The sequence below is a fragment of the Catenovulum agarivorans YM01 genome, assembly GCF_000281085.1.
Taxonomy (GTDB): Bacteria; Pseudomonadota; Gammaproteobacteria; order Enterobacterales; family Alteromonadaceae; genus Catenovulum; species Catenovulum agarivorans.
Genome location: NZ_JH767535.1, coordinates 94,465 through 113,341 on the forward strand (window position 1 = coordinate 94,465; position 18,877 = coordinate 113,341).

Here is an 18,877-nt window from a genome sequence, read left to right on the forward strand (position 1 = left end):
TTTATACACCAACCCCAAAATCCAGCGGTTGAAACGCGGTTAATCTATCCAACATTGCCGCGTTGCCTAAACCTTGATTAGTGACTACATTAGCAAAATTTGCTTGTTCACCATGCAGTGCCATGTAGTTCAGCAATACGGTTTGCACTAATAAATTTACATTGTTTGCCGCTGGGCTTGATGCGGTTTCGACTGATGCATCAGGGCGCATAAATCCAATTTGTTGGTGCCTTAACTGATCTTCAATGCTTGATCCCATTAAGCTTGCACGGCCCGTTGGGTTATACACTAAAAAGAATGCTGCACCGGTTGATGAGTTATCGCCAGTCCATTCACCTTTGCCACGTCCTTCTTCTGAATCGTCAATGCGGCCATTACTCGCAACCGAGCCGTCAGAATACACATATAACATTAAAGGTTTACCTTTACGTGCTGCATATTCTAAACATGCGCCCATGCAGCGGCCTGCGCGTAAATCTCGCATTTCTCCTGTTCCACGCTCGCCTGTGTGGTAATCAAAACCACCCATAGTTACTGTACCAGCGCCAGCATAACCGTTAACTACAAGCTTCATAATTGAGGCGGTTTTTTGAAATTCTCTGTCATTCAAAAATTCATCACTGCTAAATACGCCTGCTGCGCCAACAATATCGGGATCGGCTGCTGGGTCAAGTGTTGAGGTATCACCAAATCTGTCGGCCAAATCAGCACTTTTAACATAACCACAGTTAATTAAATCTTTAATCACTTCATCTCGGCTAATGCCTGTGGATACTTTATTCAGTTTTTGCGCGCTAATGCGTTGAATGCTTTCCATTACCGCAACCGCGTCTTGCTGGTCGAGTAGGGCGAATAGATCACCAATATCGACTAAGCCAGTTACATCTGACGGTCTATCCACTTTTGTTGGGCGTTTATTCGAATCGATAAAATCAAGTGGTGCCATAGAGTTTGCACCCGAGTCGGTATTGCGCGAGCCAATCAGTGATAGTAACGAACCATCCGCGCCAGCTTTTGCAATTGCATACATAGGGTTGTGTGGATTATTCGCCGTATCATTTTCAGAGCGTGCGGCTATCACTGCACCATTAATATTTTCAACAGTAGTAGCGTCACAACGTTCTAATATACCGCGTAAATATTGTGAGTCTGAATGAAAAGCCAAACCTAAATCTGTATTGGTGAGGTTTTGCCCTGGCAGCATATCGCCTGGTAAACCTAGCTTGTTGTAACCTGCGGTTGATAAAAAATCTTGTTGGCCACGCAGTCCACCCACTAATACGTTCGAACCTGCAATATTGGCGCCGCCTGCTAAATCAAACGCAATAAACGGAATTTTACCTGCACCTTGTACATTAATACCGCACGATTGGCGCAAAGTTTGTAAATCGCCTGATAGCTCAGCAAATGCTTTTGTTGGATTAGCAAATAAACTAAATATCGACAAACCGCCAATAACATGTGCACCCGTTTTTAACCCTGAGGCGATAAAATCGCGGCGCGAAACGGGTTTGCTATGGTCTGAATGTAAAATTGGTGCATCTACATGAAAAGGTCTTTTTTTCATTTTGCTTGTCCTTATCCTTCAGGCTTATTGCAGCAAGGTCGCTGCACTAGCAAGCACAGAGGTACAACTGGCTTTTGCTATGGTTAAACTTCTGTTGGCTGCGCAAGTACTGCTGCCGTCAGTGCCATTGGTTGCGCATTGGCTTAATCTGTCGATTAAATTATTTATTTCGGTAGCCACTTCGTTTTTACTTGGTTGATCAAGCGGCTGTGTGTCTGCATTGGCAAGTGGCATTAATTTGCCCAATAAATTATCAATAAAGTTTGTTCTGTTTGCTTCAGCGTAGGTGATAGTCGGTGGTTGATTAAAATCGAATGTACCAAACCAATTGCTGCGAATTTGTTCATTGTTGAACGCACTATCACAATAGGCAATGCCTAGCTGGGTGATTGCCATTTGCTGCGCTGAAACAAAAATATCAATTGATTCTATATTCGGAAGTTGGCGCTTGATAGTTTGGTACAAATTAGCGACTGAGCTTGTGCTTTCGCTTACGCCGGTTAATTGACTCATGCTCGCGCTGATTTCCGCAAAATTACGCAAGGCAATTTTTGAATATTCTGTTGAACTTGTGCTTGCTTGTTCTTCGCTAATGGCTGGTTCACTGCGGGCATAAGTATGCTCTGCAATTTTATCGAAAGTTAAGAAAAACTCATCTTGAGTAAAACCTTTTTCGATGGCTAATAAACTGGCTTGGTCAGATAAGCTCACTGGTTCAGTTAAATTGGTGCCACTGGTTAAGTTTACATCCAAGTTTATAAAGGTTTGCCCAACTGAGGTGTCACGGCCGTTAATGGCTAAACGTAAACCTTTTATGTTGAGGTCTGTTGTTAAACTCGCGCCAGATAAATTAACTAATTTAGGTGTAGCAAACAGGTAGCTGTAGTTATCAAATTGGCTAACTTCAAACATAATGTAACTATCGGCTAAATCAATTAAATGGTCGACTGAGAACAGCAGTACAAATTTTTCACCAACACCTGCATCATAATTTTTTGTGATGTTTTCTTGTGATAGTGCACGGTTATATACGGCTAATAATCGTACCTGACCCAACCAAGGGTGATTGTTTGTGGCTTCATTACCTAACATCAGCGCATAGCTAGAATCCCAATTAGATAATGTGCCCAAAGCCAGTTGTTCTGCATTGCCATCGGCGACTAATTGATTATTGACGTAAATTTTTTGCCCGTTTATCGGATCAAAGGTTAATACCACATGCTGCAAACTTGCTTGCAGTATTTCATCAGCATCTGGCGTGCTTAAAGCGGGTGAGCCATTGTTATCTGATTCGCTATGGCGCAACATAAAATCATAATTGTATTGGGTTTGCCCAAGGCTAAAATTGCGCTCGTTATCATTGGCAGAATAGCTAACTATACGGGCTGGACCTTCTTGCACAACGTTGGCTGGCGTGACCCAAGTTTCAATTGAAAACTCGCCGGTTAACGAAATAAGCTGGTGGAATTTTTTACTGCCAGCAGTACTTGCTTGTGCGCGGCTTCCTTTTAAATCAATGCCCCAACCACCTAGCCATTCAACTGGGCCATAAAAGGTTAAATTGGCAGCAGGCTCAATACCTGAGGTATCAAAAGCTTGCAAACCTTCACCGGCTTTAAATTCGTATAAAGCAATCAGATCTGATTCGTAGCGACCTTCTGCCGCTGAGACTATGCCATCTGTCATGGCAAGTGCGCGAGAGGCTAATAGATTTTCATCTATTTCATTGCTGTCTAGCTCGGCAACAAAACTTTCAATTGCGCTACGCATTTCATTGGCGTTGTCACCACAGTTGCTCCAACAGTTGTGGAATTCCTGGCTTAAACGCACAACTAAACGTGATTGATTTATTTGATCTAAGTTAATGACTTTTTGTGCTGCTTGATATGCTTGAACTTGGTCGTTACTCGCAAAAAATGGTGAGACCGGAAATTGTGCGCTAGGACTATGGCAGTTCGAGCAATAAGTATTGGTTAGTGGGTAAATATGCTCAACAAATGAATTGTCATCGTCAGGAAAAGCTAAGCTGCTCCCGGGGAGTTTTTCAGCTGGTGCGGTTAAGTCTAGCTGGTTGTTTTGTTCAACTCTATCGTCCGACCACAGTTTAATCCATTGGGTCATAGTTTCGCCACAAGCTTGGTCTGAACTTAACCAACAATGGTGACCGTTCGATACTTTGGCGACCAGTCGTGAATCTTCTGGTTTGGCTAAATCTACCAATAAACTTGCTTGGGTAAAGGCTTGGTTGATATCTTCACGGCTTGCAAAATAAGGCTGCTGCGTTTCTGGTGTATGGCAACCACCACAGCGGTTTTGGCTAGAAATATTATCCCACACAGCAATTTTGAAGTTTTGTACTTCTTGATTAATTGGTGCTGGGCCTTGGTAGGTTGTTGTTTCTGGCTGTTTAATCGGTGGTGGATTTTCTGCTACTTCTCCGCCACCACAAGCCGACAACAACACTAAGCTGGCCGCGCAGAGCGCATCTTTATAATTCCGAAACAACATTATTCATTCTCCTTTGAACAATATTCGGCTACTTCAACAAAGGTTTGTTTGAGTTTGTATCCGTTATTAATAAAACTGTCAGTTAAGCTAGTCACTTGGTTGTTATCTGTTTCGCTTGCAGGTGGGCGCAAACATACTGAGTTAAAAACTTTTTTAACTTGGCATGTTGCAAATGCACGGCTATTTGATAACTCCTCACCTAATGATTTTGCACCTTGGCCAGAGCCAGAAAGCGCAGGTGACCAGCCAAATTTTTGATTGATGCCTTGTCGCCAAAAGTTATCCCAGTTGTCGTTTTCTGTTCGGTAACCATATGGGAATGTGGTGGCGTTGATATGGTATTTGCCAACTACTGAGTCGCTATAAATTATTTGGCCGTTTTCGCCTTCAGGATCTGTGTCGCTATCAAATTGATAATCGTAGCGAGCAAATGCTTGTGCAAGTGGATCCATGCCTGAATGACAAGCTAAGCAGTTGTTTAAAAATAAACGGCTGTCACCACCTGGACTGCGGCTAACATCTTGGCGAATTCTGTCGGCAGGGCGGGTATTATCTTTTAGCGCTTCTAAATCGGTACATAGGTGGTTCATTAAGGTAAAGCGCAACATGGCTCGGTTTGTACCCAAGTAAAAATAGGCTTTAGCGGCTGCACGTGAGGTTAATATGCCTGCGGTTGCTTCGCTGGGTAAGTCGGTTAATTCTGACTGGGTACGGGCAATTAGGTTTGCTTTTAGGTCAATGGCTTGTTCATCAAGTGTTTGGTAGTGGTTGTTGTTATTTACTTGATATGCAGGCACTGAAACTTTAGTTGTATCAGCGGTATATACTAGGTCTGCCTGTAGCACTTGGCGAAAATCTACATCGTCTCTTACCATGCCAATGACGGTTGCGCTGTAGTCGTTCAGCGGCTCGTATATGTCTTGGTCGATATTGGTCCATGGGGATGCAAATAATTTAAGCGTGACTCGATAAAAATCTGGGTGTTCGACGGCTAGGGCTGCTGCACCTTGTACATCATCTTGTTCGATTAAACTTTGCATTTGTAGCAAGGTTTCGGCTGATGCGGGAACTCCGGCTAGGCGGTTATGAATATATTGTGCTTGCTCTAGCGAACCTGCATAGGCGGGTATGAGCAGACTTGCTGAAATTAATAAAGCCTTGATAGACCTCATCCTTTGACCTTTGTTAAACATTCTATTGTCTCCGTGACCTTAGAAACTACGTTTTTCAGTTGTTAACTGAAGTTACTATTGAGCAAGTGTAGCTTAGTTATGGAAAATTATTTTGACTTAGTTGGCAAATTTGTGAATTAGTTTGCTAGCATCTTATTTGAATATCAACTAACCTAAAAATGATTTTTATTGTTGGAATCTAGTTCGGTTGTTCAGTGCAGTTGGATAAGCACTAGAATATGATTATCGCAAAAACGCTGTGAATACGTCCTTGTACGCTCACAAACGCCATCCATGGCGATTGAAGTTTTGCTCTTAATCATATTTCTAGCACGTATCCAGTTTGGTTCATGAGTAGTTATTGGTTTTTGGCTTGGTGCAGTTGGATAAGCACTAGAATATGATTATCGCAAAAACGCTGTGAATACGTCCGTGTACGCTCACAAACGCCACCCATGGTGATTGAAGTTTTGCTCCTAATCATATTGCTAGTACGTATCCAGTTTGGCTCATGAGTCGTTATTGGTTTTGGCTTGGTGCAGTTGGATAAGCACTAGAACATGATTATCGCAAAAACGCTGTGAATACGTCCTTGTACGCTCACAAACGCCATCCATGGCGATTGAAGTTTTGCTCTTAATCTTATTTCTAGTACATATCCAGTTTGGCTGATGAGTTGTTATCGATTTTTGACTTGGTGCAGTTGGATAAGCACTAGAACATGATTATCGCAACAGGAGTTGTCGAACAAGTCCAAGAGTATAATTTTCGCAAAAACGCTGTGAATACATCCGTGTACGCTCTGCTTTTTCATCCATGAAAAAGAGGTTTTGCTCTAAATTATATCTCTTACACTTGTTCTAGTTAACCTCTGAACTTGCTTGGACATGCGCTGGTGGTGTTTGACGTTTTTGCGATAATTATGCTCTAGCATGTGTTCAATAGGCACGATGTTTCAGACAAATTTGGACATGCACTTAGGTGCATAATTTATAGATATAAAAAAGGATTAAAGGAATTAAGCATGAATCCGGTTTTGAGTTGTAGCGGAGTCGCGCTGACATTTCTTCTTTTGTTTGGGTGTACACAAGACACGCAAACAAACGATGAGTCAGGAAAACAATTAGATCCTGTGTTGGTTGAATACCCTGTGGTGTTTTTACAGCGCAGCGTCAGCTATTCGGTTGACGACCAAACGATTCAAGCCAGTCATGAGTTTTTAAACCCTACTAAATTTAACCCAGGTGCTGCTATTTGGCTTAAGCACAATGCCTCGGTTCTATCGAAAGCGACAAATATCAGTGATGCTTTTTTTCAACAGTATTTTGGCGAAAATGCTGTATTCGATATTAAAGATTTAACCTTAGCGCCAAATGGCGACGAGTTGCTCTTTTCGCTAAAAGTACAATTTACCGGTGATGATGTAGCAGAGTTAAACGAGCAACAAACCTGGAATATTTGGTCGTATCAACATTCGAGTAAAACTTTTTATCCAATTATTCAAAGTGACGAAATTGCCAATTTAGCCGATGATTTTTCGCCGAAATATTTACCGGATGGCCGCATTGTTTTTGCTTCTACCCGCCAGCAAACATCAAAAGCCTTGTTGCTTGACGAAGGCAGGCCACAGTATTTAGCACTAAATGATAGGCGTGATGCAACGTCAATAAACTTACATGTTATGGATGATTTGGGGCAAAACATTCAGCAAATCACCTTTAATATGAATCACGATTTGTATCCGCATGTTTTGGACGACGGTAGTATTTTATATAACCGTTGGGATACCAATGGTAATAATCGCATCAGCTTGTATCGAGTAAATCCTGACGGTAGCGAAAATTCTTATGTTTATGGTTGGTCTACCGAGCAACATAGCATTAATGAAAACTTAGAGTTACCCAGCCGTTTTCGCCGTTTTATCAATATGGATGATGGCAATTTATTATGGTTAGCCGAGCAAGAAGCAGACAGCGAATTTAAAATTATCCCTATTCTATTAAATATCAATGATTATGTTGAAGATAATTTAGATATTACCGCTGAGGATATTGAAACCGCATCAACGCAAAAATACCCCTTGCTCAGCCAATTTAATTTTGATTTTAATCTGGCAGATGAAGACTTAACCACTTACTCGGGTCAGTTGGCAGATTTATTCCCTATGCAGGATGGCAGCGGCCGTTTGTTATTAAGCTTGAGTTTATGTCGGGTTATCCACCAAGAAAAAGTAAAAACTTGTCAACAAGTTAAAGATGTAGCTGCTGAGGAATATCAACTAGCGCCGCCAGCTTACGAGTTATGGTTGTACGATCCAACCAACAAAACTCAGCAGTTAGTGAATCGCAGCACATCAAATACCCAAGCAGAGCAAACCGAGCAAAGTGAATCTACTAACCAAGTAGAAAATCAGATTATTGAACAAGCTTTTGTGATGCAGCCTTACGTAGCGCCAGCGATTAAAAATACAGATGGGAATATCTCGCCTGAGTTGGCCGCGGAAAACTTGGGGGTATTAGATATCGCCAGTGTGTTTGATATGGATGGAGAGCTTGATTACGGCAGTTCAATTGGCCAGTTACAAGATTTAACTTTGCACAATCAAAACGATATGCCGGTTAAAATGGTACGTTTTATTCGTGGTGTGCCAATGCCGCCGCGAGATGTACGCACAATCCGAGGGACTGATTTTGGCCGTAGCTCGGGTCAACTTATGCGCGAAATTATTGGTTATGCGCCAATTGAGCCAGATGGTTCAGTAAAAGTTACTTTACCAGCCAATACACCTTTTATGCTGAGTTTGGTAGATGAAAATGGTCAACGTATTGGTAGACGCCATCAGCATTGGATAAGCTTAACCGCGGGGGAAACGCTCAAATGTACAGGCTGTCATGACAGAAATACCCCATCAACCCATGGCAGGTTAGATAGCCAAGTTGAGCCAATTAATTCGGGTGCTGCAGCAAGTGGTGCTTTTAACGCTGGCAAAACAGATTTAACCGCAGAAATTGGCGAAACAATGGCACAAACTAAATGGCGGCTTTTAGGCGCACAATTTGTTAAAGCGGATATGCAGTTAACCGATGTTTGGACAGACACCAGCAATAGTGCCGCACAGCCAGCGCTCGAACAAATAAACTTAGTTTATGCAGACTTACAAACGCCACAACCTGAAGGTGTTGTATGTTTTAGCCAATGGCAATTTTATTGCCGCATCTCAATTAATTACCCATGGCATATTCAGCCTATTTGGGACTTATCACGTGAAGTTTTTGACCCTACAACCCTAGATGATGAAAACCCTGTGGTGATAGGCAATAATCAATGTACCGCCTGCCATGCAGCTCAAGATGCAGATGGTTTAGCACAAGTACCGCCAGGGCAATTAGACTTAAGCAATAGTGCATCAACTGAGCAAGCGCGTCACTTTACCAGCTATCGAGAACTTATGTTTAATGATGTTGAACAAGAGGTTGTGGACGGTATTTTGCAAGACAAACTTATTCAACAAACCGATGGTGACGGTAACCCATTATTCGAAGTTGACGAAGAAGGGGAGTTGATTTTAGATGAAAATGAGCAGCCTATTCCTGTATTAACCACCATTCCTGTACGCAATATTCTCTCAACGGGTGGGGCACGTAGCAGTTCAAGGTTTTTCCAGTTATTCAGCGAATTTGATGCCGACAGCCAAACGGTTGATCACACAAACATGCTTAGCCCAGCAGAGTTAAGACTGATCTCTGAATGGTTAGATTTGGGCGGTCAGTATTACAACAATCCATTTTATCCTCAATAAAGGAATAAAAGTTAACTATGCAAAGTATGGATAAAATGATTAAACAATTAGCACTGCTTTTATTGATGTTTTTGAGTTTACCTGCGTGGGTAAATGCACAAACAACTAACAGTGAACAAGGCAATACACTTGAAGTAAATGTAGCTTTTGTCGAATTACATTCAGGCCCTGGTTGGGCATATCCAGTCACCAATGTAATAGAAAAAGGTGAAATGCTCAGTATTGAGCGCAAACGTGGATCTTGGATAAAAGTAATAGACAGGCGTACAAACCAAGGTTGGGTGCATATAGATGCATTTAAACAACTAACCACAGCAACACAAAAAATATCAGATTTAGCCATCAGCCAAGATGATTATTTAGCGCGTGATTGGGAAGTTGGTGTATTGTTTGGACAAATGCAAGAAGCGACATATTACAGCTTAAATTTGAGCTACCAGTTTGACGCAAGTGTTGCCGCCGAGCTAACTGCAGGTAAGGTTTTAGGGCAAAGCTCTAATAGTGATATTTATAGTTTGCAACTGACTATGCATTTGTTCCCTGATTGGACGGTAACACCATATGTATCAGCTGGTGGCGGTTACATGCATATTCAGCCGCATTCAGTGTTGGCACAAGCAGAAACACGTAGCCACACGCTAATGTTAGCGGCGTTTGGTTTGAAATATCATTTGGCAAGAAACTTTGTCATTCGCGCTGAAGCACAGCAAGCTTTGGCATTAACAGATCGTGATTTAAATGAAGATTTAACCATATGGAAACTTGGGATAAGCGCATTTTTCTAAATAAAATTTTGCCAATGGTATGTGTGTTGGCAATGGCAGTGTTTGCCACACAAGTGCAAGCTGAAGATGAAAAAACAACTCGTGAGATAACTTTAGATAAGCTCGACGATGAAAATTTTTCTATTGGTGTGCAGGCAGGCATATTAAGCATCGAAGATTTTGGTTCAGACACTTGGTATCAAGCCAATTTAAGTTATCACTTAAATGAGTTTTTCTACTTCAAGGCTAATTACGCGCAAGGTGAAGGGGGATTAACTAGCTTTGAAAAGCTCGCTAATGTGTCGCCTTTGTTAGACGACGAGCAAAGAAAACTGAAATATTATGGGTTAAATGTCGGTTATAACCTAATGCCAGGCGAAGTGTTTATTACTCCCGAACTTGCATTTAATAGTGCATTTTCCTTCGAATTAGGTGGGGGCAATGTGCAATTTGCAGGGCAAGACCAATTTGCATTAGCGATTGCTAGCCAATTTCGGGTGTTTTTAACCGACTGGCTTGCATGGGATATCTCAATGCAAAACTTAATTTTTGATACTCAAATTACTGGTGTGAATAAAACCACCCACAACTTGAGTTTTAATACTGGATTTTCAATTTATTTTTAACGGGTTGCAAAATGACTTTAGCGATAAATAACTATCTAAATAAATTTAAAAAAGGCTGTAAAGCTGCGCTTGTATCCATCAGTTTATTGGCTGTGGCAAACAACGCATGGGCGTTAGAAGAAAACCAACCAGCACCAGATTTCACATTAAAAACGGTTGCAGGTAACAACGTAAAATTGTCTGAACAAAAAGGACAAATTATATTGCTGAACTTTTGGGCATCATGGTGTGGCCCTTGCCGCAAAGAAATGCCAGCACTAGAAGATTTACATCAGCAATTTAGTGATTTAGGTGTTGCTGTTTGGGGCGTTAATGTTGAGCAAGACCCAGAGCCGGGCAAAGGCTTTTTAAAAGAAATTGAAGTGTCTTTCCCTATTATGTTTGATAGCGAAAATACTGTAACTGCAGCCTATGAAGTTGCCGCTATGCCAACAACAATTTTAATTGATAGAGATGGCAAAGTAAGAGCCGAATTTAAAGGATATAAAGCAGGTTATGAAAAGAAATATGCTAAAGCAATTAAGCAGCTTATTCGTGAATAAACTTGCCATAATGGTTTTATTAATTAGCTGTAGTGCTATTTCTGGCTGCAGTTCTATAAAACCTTGGGTACAACCTTACGAGCGGCAAAACTTAGCTGATCCTATCATGAGTGCAAGTCGCCATGGTATTGCAGCAAGCCATGCCGCGCACGTATACGAAGCTAGGGAAGCTGCGCGTGGCGCAGAAGGCACTGGAGGCGGTGGTTGTGGCTGTAACTAAACACTTGTTTAACTTCATTCAGTTATTGCTGACAACTCTAACTCTGTTGTTATCCAGCACAGTTAAAGCCGCAGTTTTAGAAGATGATAAAGTTGAAGTTATGTACCACAGTTATGAAGGTGGTGGCATGAAAATAGACGGTCCAGCTGTACTTATTCGCAAAAAAGCCTCTGAGTCGTTTGCTGTCAGTGCATTTTATTATGCTGATACCATAAGCTCGGCCTCTGTGGATGTAATGAGTACCGCCAGCCCGTATGAAGAAGAGCGTGACGAGCTAAATTTAGGTTTTGAATACCTAAATAACAAAACTCAAATGACCTTATCGCTGCGTCAAAGTGAAGAAGATGATTACCTAGCTCAGTCAGTTAGTTTTAATGTATCACACGATACTTTTGGTGATTTAACAACAGTTCAACTTGGTATTTCCTATGGGGATGATGAAGTAAAGCGCAATGGCGACGACAATTTTATCGCGCAAACCCAAAGCTACCGAGTTCGCACTGGCATCAGTCAAATTTTAACTTCCAATTTAATTGCGAGCTTCGAATTAGAAGCAATCGCTAGCAACGGCTTTTTAAACAATCCATATCGAGCTGTCCGTTTTATTGATGAAGAATCAGAATCGGGTGTCGGTTACCAACCAGAGGTTTATCCAGAAACGCGTAACTCTCTAGCTGGTAAATTATCACTACGTTATTTTCTGCCTTGGCGAGCCGCAGTTGTGCTGAGCTATCGCGGTTTTAAAGATAGCTGGGATATTCAAGCATCTGATTACGAAATTTTGTTTCGCCAACCCATTTTTACCGATTGGGAATTTGAATTAAAAACGCGTCATTATCAGCAAACTCAAGCTGAGTTTTATCAAGATTTATACCCATATCGCAACGCACAAAATTACTTAGCACGCGACAAAGAGCTGAGTGAATTTACTGATACCACAATTGGTGCAAGTTTAACTTACATTGTACCCAAAGCTTATCAGCCCTTTGATTGGCCAGCAGAAATGAGTGTGCAGTGGGACAGAATTGATTTTGATTATCATAATTTTAGAGACACTCAACAGCAAGCGCCGATAGGTGAAGAGCCTTTGTATCAGTTTTCCGCTGATGTTATTCGTGTGTTTGCCAGCATTTATTTTTAAGTGCCCAAAGCCAGGTAGCCATAACTAGTATTAGAGGCAAGGAACAGGATATGAAAATGTATAAGCAGTTATTAAAAGTAGTTTTGGTGGTTAGCAGCATCAGTTTTGCCAGCAGCTTTTTTAATATAGCTATGGCAAATAACAGTGAGTTGAATCAATCAATTCAAGATCTCAAACAACAAGTATTAGAGCTCAATCGCAAACTGTTTATTTTAGAAGAAGATTTATTGTTTCCTGCAAGTAACCAATTAGCGGTATTTATTTCATTAGACGTCGGCCAGTTTTTTAAGTTAGACAGTGTTGAGCTTAAACTAAACGACCAACCCATTGCAGGCACCTTGTACACCGACAGGCAGCGTACAGCGCTTGAACAAGGTGGTATTCAAAAACTCTTTATTGGCAATATCAAAGAGGGTGAGCATAACTTAACTGCGTTTTTTATTGGTTTAGACAAACAAGGCAATAACATTAAAAAAGCTAAACAGTTTAGTTTTGAAAAGCTTGATGAAGCCAGCATGATTGAGTTCAAGCTGGTGGATGATACTGGCAGCCAGCAAGCTAAAGTTGAAGTGGAAGAGTGGGTGCTATAAATATGGATTTGGGGCGCGGAATAAGCTTTCAAATAAATAATTTGCAGTGCACTTGTTTACGAGAAATTGCTTTGCAAAAAGCTGGTTTAATCACAAAGCTAAAACAAGTTATGCTACTCGTCTTTGCGCTAATACTCGCTCTTTCTACAAGCCCCAAGACTTTCGCAGATGAGGCAATAGCAAAAAACACGACCAAGCTCAATAAAACAGCCATTGCCGATAAAATTTATCGCCAAGCTCGCTATCTACAACAAGTAGGCGAAGTGTCCAACGCCGTTGTTTTATTAGAAAAGTTTAAGCATAAACAACTTAAACATGATCAGTTATTAGCCGAATTGTATTTACAGCTGAATATGCCGTGGCAAGCACAAAGCAGCATTCAACAATATCAATTTTCGCAAACCGATAACCGCAGTAAAACCCAAGTTTTGTTGGCAGATGTTTTTTTAGGTCTAACCCAAGTTGCACTCGGCCAAAAAGACTTAATCAGCGCAACCTTTTATTTAGAGCAAATTAATAAGCCGCAGCAACTAACAAACAAACAGCAAGCTTTGTTCTTAAATTTGGCGCAAGTTATTTATTGGCCAAACATAGGCTCTGACAGTGAAACTATTGCTCAGTTAGTTGCAGCTAAAAACATTAAAAATGATAAAAAAGAGACAAAGCTAGCGGATTTAACCAACCAACTTAACCAAGTGGTGTATCAGTATCAGCAGCAAAACTACCAACAAGCAGCTACCCAGATAACGGCTTGGTTTGCACGAGTAAAAGATTTCAATCTAGATGATTTAGAGAATAGTAGCTCGCTACAAACGAGCCCTCGTAAAACCTTTGAAAACCTAATTGCTTACGCGTCTATCATTCGTAGCCAAATTTCTTTCGCTCAAGGGCAATTTTTGCAAGCAAAACAACAATTAGAAAACTTTGCCCGCGACAATGTATTTAGCCAGCACGCACTATATTTATACGCGTTAACTTTAATGCAAATGAACGAATTAGCCGCAAGCGAAGCTGCTTTAAACTTGCATAAACAAGAATTTGGCATTAGCCATTATTATTGGTTAAACATGCCATTGCTCGCACAAAAATGGCAACAGCAACAACAATATGTGCGTGCTTTTAATGTATATCAGCAACTTGAAACAGAAATAACCCAAGCAATTAAACAATTACCCAGCTCACAACAGCAAATGTTAGTTGCTGGTATTTCTCAAGCACCATCGACTAACTCTAACTCTGTTCCAGAACCAGATATTTGGCACAGTTTAGCCATGCAAAATAATGGGGTAGCAGGAGCAAAGCAATTAATTAACCAAGTCAGTCAATTAGATGCTTTGTTAGCTGCGCTTAAAGTAAAAATTGAGTGGTTTGATTATTTGCTTGAGGTACAGCAAAAGCGCTTTACCCGTATTGCAGATTCAGTGCAACAAGCAGAATTGCAGCAACAGATTGGTCAACTAACTGCTAAATTAACTGAGTTTAACCAAGAGCTTGCTATAGTTGAAAATATTGGCGCAAACACAGCTGATTCAAACCTGCAACAAACACCACTTGAGCTGTTAAATCAGTTGAGTAAAACATTAGAGCCACAACAAGCAGTTTGGTTAGCTGATTTTAATCGTAGCCAGCAAATTATCGATAGCCGCCCTAATGAAAAGAAAGATGCCAAGAAAAAAGCGCGATACCAACAAAGGCTAGATAAAGTTGCGGCTGTATTGTATTGGCAAGTACACCAACAATTACCCGAGCGTAGTTGGCAGTACAAAAAGGCATTGCTGCAAATTGAAAAAACTTTAGCCGAGCTTAGTCAACAAGAACAAAGGTTGCAAAGTTTAACCAGCGAGCAGTTTAAACTCAATCAGTACAAAAGTGACTTTGCCCAAATTCAGCAAAGTTATCAGCACATTGTTCAGTTAACCGAGCTGAGCAAACAGCAAGTAACTCAGCAATATCAAACAGAGGTACAAGCTTTTTATCAGCAACAGCAACGCATGTTGGAACAAGCCTTGTTAACCACTCAACAAGCAATTGCACACTTATTGGAAAACTTACCAGAGCGAGCAGAGCACAAAAACCAAGCTGGCACAATCGAATTAGATTCAGCTGGGAGTGTCAATGATGTTTAATTCCCAAAACTCTAACATTAAGTTTGGTTTGTCTGTTCTTGCATCTGCACTATTGTTTAGTTCATTACAGGGCTGCTCTAGTATAGATGGGCAAACGCAAGCTTATACAAAAAACAACAAGGGTCTAGGTGCTTGGGTCAGTGTTAACCAACAACAAAATCAACAAACAATTGATGAAGAAAAACTCTGGCAGTCAGCGTACAAGCGTAAACAACAATTGGCGGATTTATATCAACAAATATTAACTGCCACACCAGATAACCAAGTGGTTGAAGACATACGTTATCGTTTAGCTGAGTTGTATACTTATCAAGTAGAGCAAGCTCAAGGAGAGGAACTTGTTGGTAGTGATCTTGAAGATAACTCAGTGGCAGATAGCGCACAAAATTCAGATGAGATGTTGCGCAGCAACATTGAGCGTTTTAAAGAATTATTAGCGAGTTACCCAAATAACAGCAATAACCCTAAAATTTATTATCAACTGGCTAAGTCATACAGCTTGCTTGGGGAAACCTTATTAAGTTTACAAACATTAGAAAAGTTAGCTGAGCTTTATCCAACCAGTACTTATCTTGAAGAAGTTTATTTTCGTATTGGCGATATTTATTTTTCGCATAATAACTACCCAAGAGCACGAGATGCACTGACTAAAGCTTTGGCTGTTGGCCAAGGTAAATATCAAAACAATGCCTTGTATATGTTGGCGTGGAGCCAATTTAAGTTAAACGATTACCAAAATGCGAGCCAGCACTTTATCAAGTTAATTGCCCAAAGTGGTGAAGTTGCAAAGCTTAAACAAGGCAGAGCATCGTCCATGATATCGGATGCTGAGCGCGCACTTATTTTGCTGCTAAGCCAACAAGAAACAGGTCAACAAGAAACGGACCAACAAGAAACAAGTCAACAAGAAACCGCAACAGAACAACAAACTGAAAACCCGCTGGTCGCCTTAATTGAACAAGCGCAGCAACAAGGTCTAGACACAACTGAATTAGAGCCCATTTTGTATCAAAAACTCGCGCAGTTCTGGTTAGCCAAAGACCTTAAAAATGAAGCTTTAGCAACTTATCTAACTTATATAGAGCGCAAACCAGAGAATTTCGCTGCAGCTGAATTTTTACTAGAAGTGATTGCTTTATATCCAGAAAATTCCACCAAAGCTTTTGCATACAAAGTGAAATTTGTTGAAGACTATTTTATTGGCACCGATGCATGGAATAAGTTTAGCGACCAGCAGCAACAGCAAATACTTGCCAACTTAAGCCAGTTTAGTTTGTTAAAAGCTCGCCAGTTGTATGCCACAGCACAAGATACAGATTACGACTTGGAGGAAGACGAAAGCGCTGCTTATCGTATCGCTGCCATTTGGTTTGAAAAATACTTAAATAGTCAGCAAATGTTAGCTGAGTTGAATTTAACCACAGATGAACAACAAACTTTTATTCAACAACTTATGCTGGCAGCACAAGCTAGATATATTGCCAGTGATTATGTTGCGAGTATCGAGCATTATCAAAAGTTGGTTGAACTTCAGCCTGGTAGTGCGGATAGCCTCTACAGTTTAATTATTGTTTATCAGCAAGCGTTAAAACAACAATCGCAATCAGTGCAACCGCAGCAAAAATTTACAGAGCTACAATTATCAAACTACTGGCAAGATTTTATCTCTTTGTATCCAGCTGATCGCCGTGCACTATATATGGCGCGCCAATTAGCGGATTACGCTTATGCCCAGCAAGATTTAGTCAGCTTAATCAGCCAGCAACAATTTATTATTCAGCACCTAGATGGCAAAACTAAAGATAAACAACAAGCGACTTTGCTGGTGGCCAACTTACAATATCAATTAAAACAATATGTTGAATCTGAGCGAAGTTATCAGCAAGCTTTGTTATATATAGATAAAAATAGCCAAAAAGATTTATTTAAGCAGACGCAAAATTTAGTCGCTGCGAGTGTTTATTTCTATGCACAATCTTTATTGGAGCTAAAACCTCAACAAGCCGCAAATCAATTTTTAAAAGTAGCTGACTTTGTTTTTAGCAATGAATATACCCAAAATGCATTAACCCAAGCAGCAGATATATTGATGGAACAAGCGGATAAAAGCCAAGGTGTAGCTGTGTTAAAACGCATCAGTAAACAGTATCCAAATAGTGATTACGCTAAAGCTGTGCCAGCTAAATTAGCCAAGGTTTATACCGACCAGCAAGAGTGGACGCTTGCCGCTAAACAATTAGAATTGATTGCAAAAAATACTAATACCAAACAACCTGAAGGTTACGAACTAGCACGCCAAGCTCAATACACAGCAGCCGAATATTACGCCAAAGACAATGATATGGAAGCTGCGCGGTTAGCCCTTAGAACATACGCGCATAATTACCCAAAACCTTTTGATATGGCGCAAGAAGTTAGATTAAAAATGGCTGAGTTTTACAATGAGCCGCGTGATCTGAATAAAAAATATTTCTGGTATCGCAAAATTGTTCAATTCCATAAAAAAGAGGCAAGTTTACATTCAGCTCAAGCACAACAACGCTCTGAATACTTAGCGAGTTTCGCTGCATTTGAACTGGCAAAAGCACATCATCAAACATTTGATAGAGTTAAATTAGTTGTGCCTTTGCAACAAAGTATGGCGAAAAAACAACAAGCGATGAAAGATGCAATTTATTATTATCAACAAGTATTAGACTTTGCTTTAGTGGATTTTGTCCCTAGCGCTAATTTCCATTTAGCTGAGCTTTATCGCACCTTAGCGCGTGAAATTATGCAGTCAGAAAGACCTGCTGAGATCGACGAATTTGCGCTTGAAGAATACGAATTAATTTTGGAAGAAATAGCTTATCCGTTTGAAGAAAAAGCTATTGAGCTACACCAAGTTAATTTAGCCCGTACATGGACAAATCAATATGATGAGTGGATAGCCCAAAGTTTAGATAAACTTGCAGCCTTAGTGCCGGCCCAATACAAGCGTAGTTTGATTGAGGTGGAGATTTATGAAGAACTTAACTAAATATTTAGCTGATCTATCTCGCAACGTTTTTCAGTTAGCTATTGTCGTGCTTATGTTGCTATTAACTGGTTGTAGTTTAACGGCGGGTAATACTGATCAAGTTGCCGCAAGCAATCAAACTGCTAACGAGCAAACGAGCACAGATATCAGTTCAGCCGACTCGCCAAAACAGAGTGCAGAATCATCGGAATCTAAACTTTCAGAAACGACAGAAACACCAGCCGCTCAAACAACCAAATCACTAAAAACTCCTGAGCAACTAGCTGTAGAACAAGCTGCAGCCCAACAGCAGGCTGAAAAACTTGCACAGCAGCAACAGCAAATTGAAGATTTGTATAAACAAGCGTTAGACGCCATGCGAGCGCAAGATTATAAACAAGCGGAAAGTTTATTCGAACAAATACTACAGCTAAACCCAAAACAAACTGGTGCGTTAATTAACTGCGCCATAATCGCGAAAAAACAGCAAAACCTAGTTAAAGCGCAACAACTACTTGAGCAAGTTATAACCGAGCAATCAAACCATGCACACGCACAACATTTGTTGGCAACGGTTTATCAGCAACAAGGTATTTTTGATAAAGCAGAACAAGCCTACAAAGATGCGTTAAAAGCTAAACCAGAATTCAAACAAGCCATGCTTAATTACGCTGTGTTATTGGATTTATATCGGGGTGACTGGCAGGGCGCAAAACAATATTACCAAGCTTTTTTGCAGCTAGAGCCTGATAACAGGCAAGTTAAAATGTGGTTAGCTGCAGTAGAACAAAAAGCTGCAGCGGCGCAGCAAGGGCAGGGGTAGT

The 18,877-nt window shown here is 40.7% G+C and carries 13 protein-coding genes; 10 read left to right on the forward strand and 3 right to left on the reverse strand.

The window, feature by feature from the left end; genetic code table 11:
* Position 1: 1 nt before the first annotated feature.
* The 3 genes from WSC_RS0117440 to WSC_RS0117450 are packed head-to-tail and all read right to left on the reverse strand — an operon-like array spanning position 2 to position 5,247.
* Positions 2–1,567: a hypothetical protein gene (locus tag WSC_RS0117440; RefSeq protein ID WP_016957240.1), complete on the reverse strand. Its 1,566-nt coding sequence runs from the start codon at positions 1,565–1,567 to the stop codon at positions 2–4.
* Positions 1,568–1,591: 24 nt separating this feature from the next.
* Positions 1,592–4,075 carry a LamG domain-containing protein gene (locus WSC_RS0117445; RefSeq protein WP_016957241.1) on the reverse strand — a complete coding sequence of 828 codons (2,484 nt, stop codon included), beginning with the start codon at positions 4,073–4,075 and terminating at the stop codon, positions 1,592–1,594.
* Positions 4,075–5,247, reverse strand: a complete 1,173-nt coding sequence (locus tag WSC_RS0117450; protein WP_157447335.1) for a hypothetical protein — start codon at positions 5,245–5,247, stop codon at positions 4,075–4,077. Before WSC_RS0117450 ends, WSC_RS0117445 begins: the two co-directional genes overlap by 1 nt.
* A gap of 1,024 nt (positions 5,248–6,271) precedes the next feature.
* Between WSC_RS0117450 and WSC_RS0117455 the strand changes: the two genes are divergently transcribed.
* From WSC_RS0117455 to WSC_RS0117500, 10 genes are all read left to right on the forward strand, one after another.
* Positions 6,272–9,046, forward strand: coding sequence for an HzsA-related protein (locus WSC_RS0117455; protein WP_016957243.1), 2,775 nt, complete (start codon positions 6,272–6,274; stop codon positions 9,044–9,046).
* A gap of 35 nt (positions 9,047–9,081) precedes the next feature.
* Complete coding sequence (locus WSC_RS0117460; RefSeq protein WP_157447336.1) at positions 9,082–9,831, forward strand: SH3 domain-containing protein; 750 nt, start codon at positions 9,082–9,084, stop codon at positions 9,829–9,831.
* Complete coding sequence (locus tag WSC_RS0117465) at positions 9,801–10,436, forward strand: outer membrane beta-barrel domain-containing protein (protein WP_016957245.1); 636 nt, start codon at positions 9,801–9,803, stop codon at positions 10,434–10,436. Before WSC_RS0117460 ends, WSC_RS0117465 begins: the two co-directional genes overlap by 31 nt.
* An 11-nt stretch (positions 10,437–10,447) precedes the next feature.
* On the forward strand, positions 10,448–10,978 hold the full coding sequence (locus WSC_RS0117470; RefSeq protein ID WP_016957246.1) for a peroxiredoxin family protein: 531 nt from the start codon (positions 10,448–10,450) through the stop codon (positions 10,976–10,978).
* The gene (locus WSC_RS0117475) at positions 10,971–11,198 is read left to right on the forward strand and encodes a DUF4266 domain-containing protein (protein WP_016957247.1); all 228 of its coding nucleotides are present in this window, start codon (positions 10,971–10,973) and stop codon (positions 11,196–11,198) included. The genes WSC_RS0117470 and WSC_RS0117475 overlap by 8 nt, the downstream gene beginning before the upstream one ends.
* Complete coding sequence (locus WSC_RS0117480; protein WP_016957248.1) at positions 11,185–12,339, forward strand: DUF3570 domain-containing protein; 1,155 nt, start codon at positions 11,185–11,187, stop codon at positions 12,337–12,339. The genes WSC_RS0117475 and WSC_RS0117480 overlap by 14 nt, the downstream gene beginning before the upstream one ends.
* Positions 12,340–12,389: 50 nt before the next feature.
* Positions 12,390–12,929, forward strand: coding sequence for a hypothetical protein (locus WSC_RS0117485; protein ID WP_016957249.1), 540 nt, complete (start codon positions 12,390–12,392; stop codon positions 12,927–12,929).
* Between the two features lie 110 nt (positions 12,930–13,039).
* A complete protein-coding gene (locus WSC_RS0117490; protein ID WP_157447337.1) occupies positions 13,040–15,055 on the forward strand; it encodes a coiled-coil domain-containing protein in 2,016 nt (671 codons plus the stop codon).
* Positions 15,045–18,074: a tetratricopeptide repeat protein gene (locus tag WSC_RS0117495; RefSeq protein ID WP_016957251.1), complete on the forward strand. Its 3,030-nt coding sequence runs from the start codon at positions 15,045–15,047 to the stop codon at positions 18,072–18,074. Before WSC_RS0117490 ends, WSC_RS0117495 begins: the two co-directional genes overlap by 11 nt.
* Entirely contained in the window at positions 18,058–18,876 is an 819-nt protein-coding gene (locus WSC_RS0117500; protein WP_016957252.1) for a tetratricopeptide repeat protein, read from the forward strand. Before WSC_RS0117495 ends, WSC_RS0117500 begins: the two co-directional genes overlap by 17 nt.
* The last annotated feature ends 1 nt before the right edge of the window (position 18,877 follow it).

Coding starts and splice junctions, on each gene's coding strand:
- WSC_RS0117445 (WP_016957241.1), bottom strand. CDS start 4,075: ATGTTGTTTCGGAATTATAAAGATGCGCTCTGCGCGGCCAGCTTAGTG.
- WSC_RS0117485 (WP_016957249.1), top strand. CDS start 12,390: ATGAAAATGTATAAGCAGTTATTAAAAGTAGTTTTGGTGGTTAGCAGC.
- WSC_RS0117490 (WP_157447337.1), top strand. CDS start 13,040: ATGCTACTCGTCTTTGCGCTAATACTCGCTCTTTCTACAAGCCCCAAG.
- WSC_RS0117455 (WP_016957243.1), top strand. CDS start 6,272: ATGAATCCGGTTTTGAGTTGTAGCGGAGTCGCGCTGACATTTCTTCTT.
- WSC_RS0117450 (WP_157447335.1), bottom strand. CDS start 5,247: ATGAGGTCTATCAAGGCTTTATTAATTTCAGCAAGTCTGCTCATACCC.
- WSC_RS0117465 (WP_016957245.1), top strand. CDS start 9,801: ATGGAAACTTGGGATAAGCGCATTTTTCTAAATAAAATTTTGCCAATG.
- WSC_RS0117460 (WP_157447336.1), top strand. CDS start 9,082: ATGATTAAACAATTAGCACTGCTTTTATTGATGTTTTTGAGTTTACCT.
- WSC_RS0117440 (WP_016957240.1), bottom strand. CDS start 1,567: ATGAAAAAAAGACCTTTTCATGTAGATGCACCAATTTTACATTCAGAC.
- WSC_RS0117470 (WP_016957246.1), top strand. CDS start 10,448: ATGACTTTAGCGATAAATAACTATCTAAATAAATTTAAAAAAGGCTGT.
- WSC_RS0117500 (WP_016957252.1), top strand. CDS start 18,058: ATGAAGAACTTAACTAAATATTTAGCTGATCTATCTCGCAACGTTTTT.
- WSC_RS0117495 (WP_016957251.1), top strand. CDS start 15,045: ATGATGTTTAATTCCCAAAACTCTAACATTAAGTTTGGTTTGTCTGTT.